Origin of the sequence: Dyadobacter sp. UC 10 (genome assembly GCF_008369915.1) — a bacterium.
In the GTDB taxonomy this organism is placed as follows: domain Bacteria; phylum Bacteroidota; class Bacteroidia; order Cytophagales; family Spirosomataceae; genus Dyadobacter.
The window spans coordinates 150,990-163,942 of record NZ_VSRN01000001.1; the positions used below are offsets into that span (position 1 = coordinate 150,990).

A 12,953-nucleotide genomic window follows, 5' to 3' on the forward strand; every position below is an offset into this window, starting at 1 on the left:
AATCTTTTTAGCAGAGCATTTTTTCTTCAATTGTTGAAAAACCTTTTTGAGAAATAGCAAAGCATTCCGGCACTTTTTCCAACGCGGGAATACTAAATTCCGGATCCTTTTTCAGGAAGTGGAAGTGAAATGAAAGATATTCCTTACTTTCCGTCTCATCCATTAATTTTCCGTTTTTCCAGGTCAGTGTCTGAGTGAATCCTTCCAGCTGTCCCAGGGGGGTAAGCCTGTCCTGCTCGATTACGTGAGTCTGAAAATAAGCCCGGATGTATCCGCTTGCGTCCAACCGTTTTACCAGGTGGGACATGCTTTCTATTTTCGGCTGGGTTTCCAGAATAGGCTGTCCGGCCAGTAATTTCCACCAGAGAAAGTTGCATTCGTCAAAAACAAAAGCTTCCGGATTTTGGAAAACCTTACGATAATCCGCACTTCTTTTAAACAAAAGATTGACTTTGCGGACATTCCGGTACAATGTAAAATGACCGATCAGATACTCGCGCTTGGCAGTGATGACATCATACTCATTCAATATATCGCTTGTGATAAACATACGGATATTGCCCAAAATAATATCGACGTCACAAGTTCCCCAGAAGCGTGACCCTTTGATATAATCCTCAAATATCAGCCCAAATGCAGGTCTCAAATCGCAAATCTTGTAAGGACTATCCAACGATACTTCCATACGCAACTTTTCTTCTGCCAGTTGTTTCAGTTGCGGAAGGCTCCATTTGATCACCTCCACATTACCATGCACGCCGGTGTCCAGGCGGTCGGCAAAGATCAGAAAGGATATTCCTTCATTGTAGTTGCAACTTTGCAGGAAAAACGGCCACCACGCGGGTGGCGGACCGAAAAACGGGATGATGAATGTAATGTCGTCAGATTTCACTTGCCGGAAATTTAAAATTCTACCACAACAATGGTTTCCATCCCTTCTCGGTAATAAAACACCGGATCACCTCGGCCCTTGTCTCAGAAAAACCCCACCTTTTCCAGGATGCATGCTCGTCGAGACTGTACGCCGGTTTCACATTACCGCTGTCTGACTCTGATAATTGCCTGGGAACCATGACCGATATGCCGCCAAGGATCTGACAAGTTGCTGCGAAATGAATATCCTCGGCGGTTTCCAGTGTCAGCGGCCATATTCCCCAGAAATATTTCAGCCACTCCGTCTTGAAAAAGTAGCTGCTGCACGGGAAATCAATACGCGAATCCCGGTCACAGAGGTTTACTGAATCGCGCGATGTGCTGTCGCCGATAAAATATCTTTGGGTATAATCCGCTCCCTTCACCTTTTCGGGGTGAAAGTCGTCCCTGGGAATGATCCTGCCATTACTGGAAACGATGGCATTGTACCTCCTGCACGTGCTGATACATTTGTCGATCCAGCCGGAAGCTGGGATGATATCGTCGTCCAAAACCCAGGTAAATTCCGACCGGACATGGATACCGATACTGAACCTCGAAAAATATTTCAGGTCTTCATCCGACTGGAAGAATTTCACCTGCGGATATTCCCGGAGAACTTCTTTAATCGATACATGCTGCATACACTGGATTACCCAGATATGAGCGGGTGGTGAAGTTTGCGCAAGCAGGGCTTCTATCTGCTCTTTTAAATGGTTGCGCTTCCAAACAGTCAGGATAACCGTAACGTCTGCTTTATTTTCCATATGGGTTCATTTAACAAATTACCCCCTATCTTCCCCCCATTCGACTTTTCTCAGCTTCATTGCCAAGACTTCTGTATTTCGAGCCTTTTACAGTCCTCTTCCCGAAATTGTAGGAAACGGATACCCGTACACGTTGCGTGTCCGAGTAGAGCCGGCTACGGATATCCACCGGCCCATAAGCTACATGGATGCGATTGACCTGCGTGCGGAAAATATCTTCAAAGGCTACCCGAATGTTGAGAGATTTGGTTAATTCTTTATTGATACTCAAAGAGGCCCAATAAAGGGAGCGGGTCTTCCATATCGTGTAACGGTTGGGAGAATTGTAATTCAGAAAGAGCTCGGCTTTGTAGCCCTTTGCCAGATTAAATATATTGGTACTGTTCACAACAACACCGTAGCCATTCAATTTTACACCGGGCACATCGGCGATCCGTGAGTTTGTCTGAGTCCCCGAGATCGTGAATGTAGTATTTGTTTTCCACCATTTGGTAATATCCTGTCCCCAGCTGATCCCTGCATAGGCATCATTGACACTACTCAGGTTACCCATTGTCTGAATGTAGACTTTAGTCTCCGGGTCGGCAAAGAGTACATCCGAGATCATATTTTTGGTATGGGTGTAGTTTGCGAATAGCGAGATATTGCCAAACGTATAGTAGACATCGGCGGTATTGGCGAAGGAAGGTTTCAGCAACGGGTTACCTTCCACGATCGAGTAAGGATCAACCACTGTACGAAACGGCACCAGGCTGTACAAGCTCGGCCGTGCTATTTTTCTGCTGTACGAGATACTGAAATTCGATTCGTTCTTAAAACCTTTGCTCAGGTTCATGCTCGGGAATAGGCCGGTGTACGTTCTGCTCAAACCGGCACTGGTCAACTCCTGACTGGTGTGCTCCAACCGTAACCCGGCTTGCAGCGACCAGTCGTTCCCCAACGAGTTGCTGTAATTCGTGTAGCCGGCATAGGTGTTTTCCCGATAAACTCCTGCATTGCTGAACGCTGTATCCAGCACATATAAACCTTCATCATAATTTTCCTGACGCAACTCATTATCATTTCCTATGGAGATATATTTTAGTCCTGCGCCCCATTTCCCTTTTTTGAAAGGAATACTCAAATCAGTTTGTGCGATAAAGCTTTTCTGATCATTTGGGTTGGTGATACGTACTCTCGAAGGGACTCCAATTGGGGTCTCACCGGGATTTTGCCGCTGGTAGGTCAGATTTTGAACAGATGATTTGTTGAAAAAGCTTTGGGTTACATTAACTGAAAGCTCCTTACCAGTGCTATCGAGTTTCCCGGTATAGTAAAAATTAACATCATAGGTTTGTCCGTCTTCTTTACTTCTGTTGGTTACCTGTAACAACGAATCAACAACCGACGACGGGCCCCTGAAACTGGTTTTTGTCTTGTTTTCACCGTCCTTGCCTGACCATGATCCATTCAGTCGCAAGCCCAGTGCATGTTTTGAGTTCGGTGTAAAATCAATTCCGTTAAAAGATGAAATGCTCTTGTTCTGATCGAGGCTATTGACCTTATTCGCCAGAGAGCTGCCCGGGAACTGACGTTCGAGAAACTGATCATTGTAATAGTCGCTGACCGCTCCGCTGGCGCTGGTAAACAGGTTCCACTTCCGGGTCCTGAAATTGAGGGAACCGTCGGGTGTGAACCTGCCGTATTCGCCCCGCGAATAATTCACGGCAACCCTTCCGTTGAGTCCTACTTCCAGGCTTTTTTTCGTAATAATATCAATTACAGCCCCGAAACTGGCATCGTATTTGGCGGGAGGATTGGTGAGCACTTCTATTTTGAGAATATCTTCTGCCGAAAAGTTCTGCAGAAAACTGGCCAGTGCCCCCTGCCCTGTCTGGCGACCGTCAACCAGTATCAGAACACTACCCTTATTACCGACTTTAATGCCTTCATTGGTAACCCGTACGAGCGGGGCATATTTGAGCAGATCGGTTACTTTATTTCCTTTGGCGATCACGCTTTTTTCAACATTCAGGATCATCCGGTCGCCTTTTTGTTCCACCAGGCTCCGCTGACCTTTGACGGTCACTTCGGCAAGACTTTCGACGTTTTCTTCCAGCACCAGGCTCCCAAGGTCTACGCTATTCATCGAATCGCTCAACACAACCGGTGGCGACCATTTCTTTTTATAACCTACGTATTGCACATTGACGAGATAATTCCCGTTGGCGACGTTGTCGATTTCGAATACACCCGATTCATCTGAAACCGCTCCTTTCACCACGCTTGAATCTGTTGCCGCTACTAACGCGATTGTTGCATATGCAGCTCCCTGATCCCCTTTTTCTACAATCTTGCCCCTCACCCGGGACTGAGACATTGCCGGCGAAGCGGCACAAATCAAAATGATCAATAAGGTTAAGTTCGTTTTCATGACAACAAAATTTTGTTATACTATTTGCGCTTATCTGTGATTACAAAAGAGACTTAATAGTTAGCGATTTGAAATTTTCTTATACCAACTATGCAAAAAATCAGACAGGAGAATACATCGCGTTTCGTCGATAGGAAAACCGGTTTCGTCGAAGAAAATAGGTAGCGAAAGTGACGCTGCTTATTATTCGCTTTCATTGCAAATGTTGTGAAAATGAATGCTGTACAAACTTTCTGGGCCCCGGAGCTTCCGGCAGATCAAATTCGGGGCGGCTGGCTGGATGCCAGGTTTCACTTTATGGGCTGGGCTTTAAGTGCTTCCCTGCTCCACCAGCACTTCCCTGCACTCGTATTGCATACGGACCAGACCGGGAAGCACATTCTGGCCGACCTGCTGGAACTGCCGTACAGCGAAGTGCATCTGACTCAGGAAGGTCTGGGTGATTTGTATTCCAAAGAGTGGTGGGTTTTGCGTAAAATTAGCTCCTACGCGCAGCCTGACGCCCCTTTTCTCCACGTCGACGGAGACGCTTTTCTGTGGAACGGTTTGCCGGACACCCTGTCTGGAAAGCCCGTTATTGCACAAAATGACCAGAGCGGATTCCCATGTTATGAAATCGCCATAAAGCAGTTTACCGAGGCAGGTATTCCGTTACCGCACTTTTTCAATGGTCAGGCAGGCCCGTACAAGGCGGTGAACATGGGCATCACGGGAGGTACAAACCATACTTTCTTCAAGGCGTACGTCGAAGAGGTGAAATCGTTTTTTAACCAATACCTCTCAAATCCTATCCCTGGAATGGCCCATTATGGTTACCTGAATACGCTGATAGAAGAAGCGTTTTTCCGGCATTATGCGGATTATTGCCAGCAGCCGGTCACTGAGCTTATTCCAGTCAGACAGGATGGCGGATATGGCGCGCTGGCTAACTGCATGGATGAGTCTTTTGGCCTTACCCATCTGATTGGCACTAACAAAAAGGATATCTATTACTGCAAGCAGGTTGAATTTCAATTAAAAAAACGCTTCCCAAAGACATTTCAGAAAGTGGTCCGGTTGATCGAAAAATCGTGGAACAAGACGACAGCATTTACTTTTCCTGACAATCCGATTTTCATAGAGAGTAACCTGATGATCAGGCAAACTGATCCCGAAGTGACCGTCGATAACAAGAACTGGCGGAGTCTTGAAACACGCTACCGCAAGGCAGGGAAAAACGAGCTTTCGGCCATCATCCGATTTGAATATGAAAAGCATGCGCTCTTCAGGGATTTGCTATCAAAAAGCGAAGAACTCAGGCAGCGCCAGGAGGAAAGTTATGCTGCACTCAACCAGAACCTCAGATTAAGCCCGGACACGATATTGACTGTTAATGAGCGAATTCCCGTCATGCATTTTTCATACCCCGGAAAAACCGGCACGTATTATCTCGCCACGGTATACGATTTCGGGTTCGGATATCACCACATTGCGCATCGCCCGCTGGACGACCTTGCTATTTTTATTATAGCTTCTTCCAAAGACCCCATCACGATTGCCGCCCTCACCAAATTACTGACCGACAAGACGCAAAAATCCGTGGCTCCCGATCAACGCGAGAAGCTGTTGCGCAAACTGGATCTGAAAATCAAGGAATTGTTGTTTCTGGGGTTACTGGAGTTCCCGATCGAACCCGAAACCTTACCTGCCCGCCATAAAGCAAAAGAAGCTGCCGGCGTATGACCGGTCAGCTCTTATGGAATCCGATTAGCTAGGTCAGATATTTGAAGATCTTGTTGAAGACAGTCGTATTTTCGGTAATAATCTCAGCTGTACCACTGATACTGGCTTGCAGCGGGATACGCTGATTGATATTGGTCGTCATCCCGTTGGTCAAGTTTACTTTGATCCTGTAAAACTTGTCAATGGGAATTAATGTGGTGGTTGCCACCTCTCCAATCAAAAAACCATACTTGCTTTCCGGGAATTCGTCAAGCCGTAAAATTACCTTTTGCCCCACCCGCAATTGTCCGGCCCCGCTCACGGGTACTTTCAACTCCACTATATAATCCGAGAATTCGGGTACTACCATCAGGACTGAGGCCCGGGGCATTTGTTCGGTACCCTTAAAAATGGCAACCTTTCCGCCCGTGGGAGACGTGTAATATTTTTTCTTTCCAGTCTGAGAGTTGATCTCAGTCAAAAGCGTATCATTCTTATGAACGAGGTCGTTTTCCGAAACTTTTAACACATAGTCCACAGCCGGGTCGGTCTTCATCCAGACCACTCTGAAATACTGTTCCTTGGCATTCAATGTCGCCGTTGCCTTAATTGAAACAGGCAGGTACAGGTAACGCGAGACACCTATTACAGTCAGCAACAGGATCAGGGAAAATGTGATCCCCCAGCGGACAACTGTGTTGGGGACCTGACCTATAATTTCCTGGATTTCTTCATTAGGTTGATGATATTCCACTAGTTCGGCCATGATGATTGAGTTTATGCTGCATCCAGTTCAAGCTGGTTTTTGACCAGTTCATAATAATATCCTTTTTCTTCGCACAGCTGTTTGTGGTTCCCGATCTCTTTTACTTCACCACTATCCAGAACGATGATCTGGTCCGCATTCTTCACCGTACTAAGCCGGTGCGCGATCACGACGACTGTTCTTCCTTTAAAGAAATGTTCAAGATTTTGCATGATAATCTTTTCGTTATTGGCGTCCAGTGCGCTGGTTGCCTCATCGAAGAAAATATAGCTGGGATCTTTGTAAACCGATCGTGCAATGAAAAGCCGCTGCCGTTGACCACCGCTTAGTCCCGATCCCGCGCTTCCGATCTTGGTAGAAAACCCAAGTGGCAGCTTTCTTACATAATCCTGGATATTGGCTGTCACGACTGCATTTAAAAGCCTGCTTTCATTCACACGCTGACCGTCTACCGCTATGTTTTTAGCCAGTGTATCCGAGAATATAAATCCGTCCTGCATTACGACACCACACATGCTGCGCCACGTACTTGCCTGCATATCGCTCATTTCGATGCCGTCGACGAGAATTTCTCCTTCCTGAGCAGGATAAAACTTTAACAATAGTTTCAGCAATGTCGATTTACCGCTTCCGCTCGACCCCACGATGGCGGTCACCTTTCCTTTTGGGATATGCAGGTTGATATTCTTCAAAACAAGGGGAACATGCGGGCTGCCGTACCGGAAAGACAGGTTACGGATCGTAATCCCCTCGTCAAACCCGGTGAGCAGGCTGTTAAAGCGGATGTCGCTCACCGCGTCTTTTAAATCCTTATCATCGTAAGTGGAAATGGCGCTTCTTTTCCCGAACACATACTCTTCATTCAACTCTTCGTCAGGTTTGTTATGTATTTCACTCAATCGGTCCAGGCTCATTTTAGAATCCTGAATGCTTTTAATAAACTCTATGACCTGGCTCAGCGGCCCGTTCAGCTGGCCGATGATGTAGGAAATACTCAGCATCACCCCCAGCGATATTTCATTGTTGATCACCTGGGTTGCCGAAATGTACGTCACCATAATGTTTTTCAACTGTGTAAAAAATGAGGATCCGATCTCCTGGTATTGTTCCAGGCTGAGGCTTTTTACATTCACTTTGAACAATTTGGCCTGGATGCGCTCCCATTCCCACCTGCGGGCACGTTCGCAATTATTAAGCTTGATTTCCTGCATGCCCGTAATCAGCTCGAAAATGCCGCTCTGATTTTCCCTCATGCTTTGAAAACGCTTGTAATCCAGGTCCCTCCTTTGTTTCAGAAACAGGAAAACCCAGGCAAACGATAATATGCTGCCGACAACAAATACCAGTAATAACTGCGCACTGTAAATGCCTAGCACGACGGAGAAAATGATAATATTCAGTACCGAGAACATCGTATTGATCGTCGTACTGGTCAGGAAAGTTTCAATCCGGTGATGGTCGCTGATGCGCTGGGTGATATCGCCTATATTCTTACTTTCAAAAAAGCTGATGGGCAGTTTCATCAGTTTGATCAGGAAATGAGAGATGATACTCAGACTGATCCTCGTGTTGACATGCAACAAAATCCAGTTGCGGATCATATCCACACCAATCCCACCCAAAAAAAGCATGAGCTGCGCGATGAGGATCAGATGGATCAGGCTCATGTTGTGCTGATGTATCCCGTAGTCTACCAGTGACTGAGTGAGAAAAGGGAAAATGAGACTGACCAAACTGCCAAACAACATGCCAAGGCAAACCTGAAACAAGTATTTGCGGTAGGGTGCCAGATATTGAAACAGGAAACCGAAACCTGCACTTGGTTTCTGATCTCCCTCTATTTCTGTCTGATGAAACTCCGGGGTAGGCTCCAGTAACAGCGCAACCCCGACCTCCTGCGCACTACTGCCTGCCCAACAACGCAGAAAAACCTCTTTATCCAGCGATACCAGGCCATGTCCCGGATCCGCCACAATGTACCGATCTTCGAATTTCCTTTTGGTGAAAGAAAATTGTCGTTTCACATCGTATAAAACCACGTAATGCTCCTGGTTCCAGTGTAAAATACACGGGTAAGGAGCCTCGTTGCTCAATTTGGTGCAATTGATCCTGACCATCAAGGTTTTAAACCCGATTTTCTCGGCAGCGAGGCTCAGGTTCGCCAGGCTCACGCCCGACCTGGACACGAATGCGTTGGATCTCAAAAAATCTATGGAATAGTCCTTGCCGAAATAAGCCGTAACCATTTTCAGGCAGGTAGGGCCGCAGTCCATAAAATCCAGCTGCGCAAAGAATTTGTATTTATTTCCAGCCATAGCGCTTAGCAATTATGCATGTTAATACTTTCCAAAACGTCCTCGTAAGACATCTCAACCAACCCTGCTTCACGAATGGTTTTTGCCGATAGTTGCCCCAGAAGCGTGTTTTGAATGTGCGTCAAAAGCTTCATCAGATCAAAACAGTAGATCGAAGGGTTGTCGAACCCATTGCCGTTGCCAAAGCGATGCGCAATATGCCCGCCCCCGCACACTTCCCTTATCTTGCACTGCATGCACGTCTCCGACATAACCTGGTGGCTTTGCCGGTGCATTTTCATCAAAGGTGTATCGAATGCTTCCGAAAATTCGTGGTTCCCGACATTAAGCCCTTCTTTCGTAAAGCCATCGCCACACGCTTTCAGGTAATCAGAAGCCTCTATTCCGCCATCAGTTTCGACGATCAGATACCGGTTTTCCTCTTGTCCGATACTTTCAAAGCCAGCGTCCCTTCCTAAAATCATCAATATGACCTGATTCAGAAATCTGATCCTCGGCTTGCTGAACCGGTCAGCAAACCAACAGTCAAACAGGCGTATCCACCAATCACCAAAAGGGGTATAACCTGGCGCCCGTGACCTTCGAATGTACAATTCGGGGAGCTTCTCATAATTGTGGTCAGGCCATAGAAAATCAAGATCGTCGATACCCAGTTGATTGAAATACTCGTACATGCTCCTGGGATCCGAGCTGGCATCCATCACCGAAAGCACACCTACCTTACATTTTTCGTTTTGGGCAGCACGAAGGCCCAGCAGGGTTTTGGCATGGGTACCGTTCAGCTGATGGTCCTTACGATACTTGTCATGCCACCCTGCCGGACCGTCAATACTGATCCCGATGTTTATTGATGAAGCACTTAATAATTTACACCACGCTTCGTCAAGGAGCACGCCATTCGTTTGAATGCCGATCCTTAACTTCATTCGTTTCGCCTCAAATCGCTTTTTCGCCTTTTCGACAAACCTGGTAAGGAATGGCTTTCCAGCCAATAATGGCTCGCCACCGTGCAGGATAAACTCGAAGTCCCTCAGCTTAAAATCTTCGCAATGCCTTGCTGTGCGCTCGATCAGCTGATCCACAACAGCGTCTGTCATGATTTTCGGTAATTGCCTGTAACTTTCGTCGCCCATGTTATACATGTAACAATAGGAACAGTTGAGATTACAACGGCTGGCTATCTTGACAACCAATCCGTTAAGGCCTTTCCGGGGAGACATAGGAATTTGCGAAAACAGGTGCTACTTCAGTCAATCATTTCTTGTCCTTCTCGTCGTCCGACATTTTACCGCCTCCGAACTGAAGCCAGCCGCCTTGCACGTCGCCGCCATCGATCTGGTCGCGCCCATCCTCTTTCAGTTCGTCCAGCGATTTTTTGCTGCTTTTTTTATCCTTCCTGCTGATCGAAAATCGTCCTTTTTCTTTCATGGTTTCCGAATGTTTCTAGTGAATGTTGAGTCCAAGGTTTTCAAGCAGGGTTGCCGACCTCGTGTCCGGTTTCCGGGTGGCCGATTCGTAGATAACGGGCATATCCGGTCTGTCGCCGCCCCTTACCTCTTCGCCACTGTCTTGCGTCAGTACCTCCGCTGCGTTTGCGTTCAGGGAGTCGTCCTCGTCGAGAAGTTCCATCCAAAATTGGTCAAAGCTTTTTCTCATAACCATTGTGTTTGTGGTAAAACTTGATGTACAAATCTGCCGCAAAAAATGCGGGAGCCGAATATTTTTCGACGAAAGCAGGTTGTTTTTCGACTAGCCAGAAAAGGCTGAACCACTTTTAAAGAGTTACCATCTAAGCAGCGTAAGTCCTTTGCACATGAGGGTGGTATTGACCGTAGTATCTGACTCTGTGAAAGACTTTTCGTTGTCCCTTGAAAAAAAGTCGGTAAGGCGGGCTACTGTAGTTTTGTTGACAGAGAGTTTTGCGAGGGTAGTAGCTTGTTTTTTCATGTCTTTGATATCGGTTTTGTTTATGTACGACATGAAATAACACTACAAAAACATATTTTTTATTCTTTTTATACCAATATTGGTTAGTTCTCGACCAAAGACGGGATACTTTCGCATTAACTATTTAACGGCAGCCTGATCAATACCTTAAATTCACCGCCCTGCTCGGTTTTGATCAACTGATGTTGGCCGGGATAGTAAATATTCATCCGCTTTTCCAGATTGGCCAGCCCGATCCCGCCGGCCTTTTCGGAGCGCCTGTTCCGCATCGCAGGCTGATTGGGAATACTGTTGATAATCTCAAATTCGAGCGAATCGCTGTCAACCGATATCCGGATATCCACATGCGAGTTATGCCGGGTCGCATGAACACCATGTTTGAAAGCATTTTCAACAAGTGTTATCAGCAAGAGGGTTGGGATCTCGTGCTTTTCGCTAATATGCCCTTCCTGCCGGAAGGTGATCTTACACCGTTTGTTACTCCGGATGGACTCCAATTCAACATATTGGGTCAGATAGGAAATCTCCTTTTCAAGTTTGATAAACTCGTCGTTGGTTTCATACAATGCAAAACGCATAATCTCGGACGCTTTTTGCAAATACTCCCCTGCTTCCTCCGAAATGGGAAGGATTTTTGCATAGGCAGCATTCATGACGTTGAAAACAAAATGGGGATTGATCTGGGTCTTCAGAACCCTTAACTCCATACTCAACGATTCATTCTGAAGCTTCTGCCGTAAAGTATTCTCTTTCACGGCATATTTGGCAACCTTAAATGCAGCAGGCAATAACAGCAACTCTATTTCGGATATGTCATAGAGAAATACAAGCCAGGAATTAATATTTCGCGGATCGAAGGGAGCCAGATATAAGCTTGCTGCCAACTGAAATCTGACAGGCATGTTTTCCAAACCCAGTGAATTATCTACCCACAAAAAAAGAGCAAGTGAAAAGAAGTGCTTGACCACAATAATTGTGACCAATAATATTAATCCAAGAAATAACCCTTTGAAATGCCTACTCAGAAAATTATAAAGCCCCGCGCATAAGTAGTATTCGGGAATGATCTTGAAGAAATATAGAAACCCGGCCAAGTTAACTTTCGGATCGCCGGCTTTCGACGCCAATGTAGGAATAGCGTAAGCGTTGTGCAGCAAAATAAACAGAATCCAAAAGCTGATATGGTAAAAAACCCTCAGCCTGGTCGAACGAGGGAAAAATAGGCTATAAACAAATGACTTATCCTGATTAATACTGTTCATTCACGCTAAGTTTCATTTTTCCGTCAACTGTTTGAAAACCTCATCCCTGGTCGGCGACACGGCAATAGAGACTTTCATTCCATTCAGCATCGTGATCATATTTCCTTCGATCACCTTAATACTGTTCCGGTTGACAATATAGGATCGGTGTGTCCTGACAAATGGCGGTGAGGGCAGGCGGTTCATCATCGTGGCCATGGAAGCCAGCGTAACCAGCACGCCGTTGGAATAATGCACTTTTACATAATCTTTCAGCCCCTCGATGAAATAAATGTCTTTGAACCAGACGCAATACATTTTTCGGTCAGCCCTGATCCACATATACTCTTCCTGGACTGCGTTTTCGTCCCGCCCGTCGTTTGCTGGCTGTAATGACGGCTTGTTGGGCGCGGACTGATCCACCTGCAACGGTTCAGGCCCAGAAACCTCATCTCCGGCTGTCGCAGGTATCTTTTCATCAGGCGACTGATTACCGGTAACTAAACGGCGTACTTTGGTAACAGCTTTCAGAAAACGGTCGAAACCAATGGGTTTTAATAGGAAAGCGGTAACATCAAAGGTAAATCCATCCACTGCATACTGGGGATAAGCGGTGGTCATGATCACGTGCGAATTGGGCGCCTGCACAATGCTCAACAGGTCGAGGCCAGTCAGTTCGGGCATATTGACGTCCAGGAAAAGAATATCCGGCTTGCTTTCCGGAATTATTTCCAGTGCGTCGATCGCATTGTAACAGCTCCCCACACAAACCAGCCAGGGAATTTTCGCAATCAGGAATTTGAGCACTTCATGAGCAGGTTCCTCGTCGTCAATGATCAAACAACTGATTTTTCTTGTCGTATTTGAATTCATTTAGGGCTATATTTTCGA

At 46.3% G+C, this 12,953-nt stretch carries 12 protein-coding genes; 1 reads left to right on the plus strand and 11 read right to left on the minus strand.

Annotated elements, in window-relative coordinates; genetic code table 11:
- Nucleotides 1–7: 7 nt before the first annotated feature.
- From FXO21_RS00530 to FXO21_RS00540, 3 genes are read right to left on the minus strand one after another with little or no spacing between them, the layout of a single operon-like run.
- Nucleotides 8–892 carry a DUF6625 family protein gene (locus tag FXO21_RS00530; protein WP_149638262.1) on the minus strand — a complete coding sequence of 295 codons (885 nt, stop codon included), beginning with the start codon at nt 890–892 and terminating at the stop codon, nt 8–10.
- A 19-nt stretch (nt 893–911) separates the two neighbouring features.
- Nucleotides 912–1,679, minus strand: coding sequence for a glycosyltransferase family 2 protein (locus tag FXO21_RS00535; protein WP_149638263.1), 768 nt, complete (start codon nt 1,677–1,679; stop codon nt 912–914).
- Between the two features lie 25 nt (nt 1,680–1,704).
- The gene (locus FXO21_RS00540; protein WP_149638264.1) at nt 1,705–4,092 is read right to left on the minus strand and encodes an outer membrane beta-barrel family protein; all 2,388 of its coding nucleotides are present in this window, start codon (nt 4,090–4,092) and stop codon (nt 1,705–1,707) included.
- A gap of 213 nt (nt 4,093–4,305) precedes the next feature.
- Here FXO21_RS00540 and FXO21_RS00545 point away from each other — a divergent pair, with 213 nt between their 5' ends.
- Nucleotides 4,306–5,814, plus strand: coding sequence for a DUF6734 family protein (locus FXO21_RS00545; RefSeq protein WP_149638265.1), 1,509 nt, complete (start codon nt 4,306–4,308; stop codon nt 5,812–5,814).
- 28 nt (nt 5,815–5,842) lie between these two features.
- On the opposite strand, the gene FXO21_RS00550 is transcribed toward FXO21_RS00545, so the two are convergent.
- The 8 genes from FXO21_RS00550 to FXO21_RS00575 form a co-directional block, all read right to left on the minus strand.
- Entirely contained in the window at nt 5,843–6,559 is a 717-nt protein-coding gene (locus FXO21_RS00550; protein WP_149638266.1) for an HlyD family efflux transporter periplasmic adaptor subunit, read from the minus strand.
- An 11-nt stretch (nt 6,560–6,570) separates the two neighbouring features.
- Entirely contained in the window at nt 6,571–8,874 is a 2,304-nt protein-coding gene (locus tag FXO21_RS00555; RefSeq protein WP_149638267.1) for a peptidase domain-containing ABC transporter, read from the minus strand.
- A 5-nt stretch (nt 8,875–8,879) separates the two neighbouring features.
- Nucleotides 8,880–10,094: a radical SAM protein gene (locus FXO21_RS00560; protein ID WP_149638268.1), complete on the minus strand. Its 1,215-nt coding sequence runs from the start codon at nt 10,092–10,094 to the stop codon at nt 8,880–8,882.
- A 34-nt stretch (nt 10,095–10,128) separates the two neighbouring features.
- Nucleotides 10,129–10,302 (minus strand): hypothetical protein, encoded by a 174-nt coding sequence (locus FXO21_RS28625; protein WP_192579123.1) that lies wholly within the window; start codon nt 10,300–10,302, stop codon nt 10,129–10,131.
- Between the two features lie 15 nt (nt 10,303–10,317).
- On the minus strand, nt 10,318–10,530 hold the full coding sequence (locus FXO21_RS00565) for a hypothetical protein (protein ID WP_149638269.1): 213 nt from the start codon (nt 10,528–10,530) through the stop codon (nt 10,318–10,320).
- A 126-nt stretch (nt 10,531–10,656) separates the two neighbouring features.
- Nucleotides 10,657–10,821, minus strand: coding sequence for a class I lanthipeptide (locus tag FXO21_RS28630; RefSeq protein WP_192579124.1), 165 nt, complete (start codon nt 10,819–10,821; stop codon nt 10,657–10,659).
- A gap of 116 nt (nt 10,822–10,937) precedes the next feature.
- Nucleotides 10,938–12,083 (minus strand): sensor histidine kinase, encoded by a 1,146-nt coding sequence (locus FXO21_RS00570; RefSeq protein ID WP_149638270.1) that lies wholly within the window; start codon nt 12,081–12,083, stop codon nt 10,938–10,940.
- Nucleotides 12,084–12,095: 12 nt separating this feature from the next.
- Entirely contained in the window at nt 12,096–12,935 is an 840-nt protein-coding gene (locus FXO21_RS00575; protein ID WP_149638271.1) for a LytR/AlgR family response regulator transcription factor, read from the minus strand.
- Nucleotides 12,936–12,953: the final 18 nt, after the last annotated feature.

What these genes read in the sequence shown, in the direction of transcription:
- FXO21_RS00540 (WP_149638264.1), bottom strand. Translation starts at nt 4,092, where the DNA reads ATGAAAACGAACTTAACCTTATTGATCATTTTGATTTGTGCCGCTTCG.
- FXO21_RS00565 (WP_149638269.1), bottom strand. Translation starts at nt 10,530, where the DNA reads ATGAGAAAAAGCTTTGACCAATTTTGGATGGAACTTCTCGACGAGGAC.
- FXO21_RS28625 (WP_192579123.1), bottom strand. Translation starts at nt 10,302, where the DNA reads ATGAAAGAAAAAGGACGATTTTCGATCAGCAGGAAGGATAAAAAAAGC.
- FXO21_RS28630 (WP_192579124.1), bottom strand. Translation starts at nt 10,821, where the DNA reads ATGAAAAAACAAGCTACTACCCTCGCAAAACTCTCTGTCAACAAAACT.
- FXO21_RS00535 (WP_149638263.1), bottom strand. Translation starts at nt 1,679, where the DNA reads ATGGAAAATAAAGCAGACGTTACGGTTATCCTGACTGTTTGGAAGCGC.
- FXO21_RS00555 (WP_149638267.1), bottom strand. Translation starts at nt 8,874, where the DNA reads ATGGCTGGAAATAAATACAAATTCTTTGCGCAGCTGGATTTTATGGAC.
- FXO21_RS00560 (WP_149638268.1), bottom strand. Translation starts at nt 10,094, where the DNA reads ATGTCTCCCCGGAAAGGCCTTAACGGATTGGTTGTCAAGATAGCCAGC.
- FXO21_RS00575 (WP_149638271.1), bottom strand. Translation starts at nt 12,935, where the DNA reads ATGAATTCAAATACGACAAGAAAAATCAGTTGTTTGATCATTGACGAC.
- FXO21_RS00545 (WP_149638265.1), top strand. Translation starts at nt 4,306, where the DNA reads ATGAATGCTGTACAAACTTTCTGGGCCCCGGAGCTTCCGGCAGATCAA.
- FXO21_RS00550 (WP_149638266.1), bottom strand. Translation starts at nt 6,559, where the DNA reads ATGGCCGAACTAGTGGAATATCATCAACCTAATGAAGAAATCCAGGAA.
- FXO21_RS00570 (WP_149638270.1), bottom strand. Translation starts at nt 12,083, where the DNA reads ATGAACAGTATTAATCAGGATAAGTCATTTGTTTATAGCCTATTTTTC.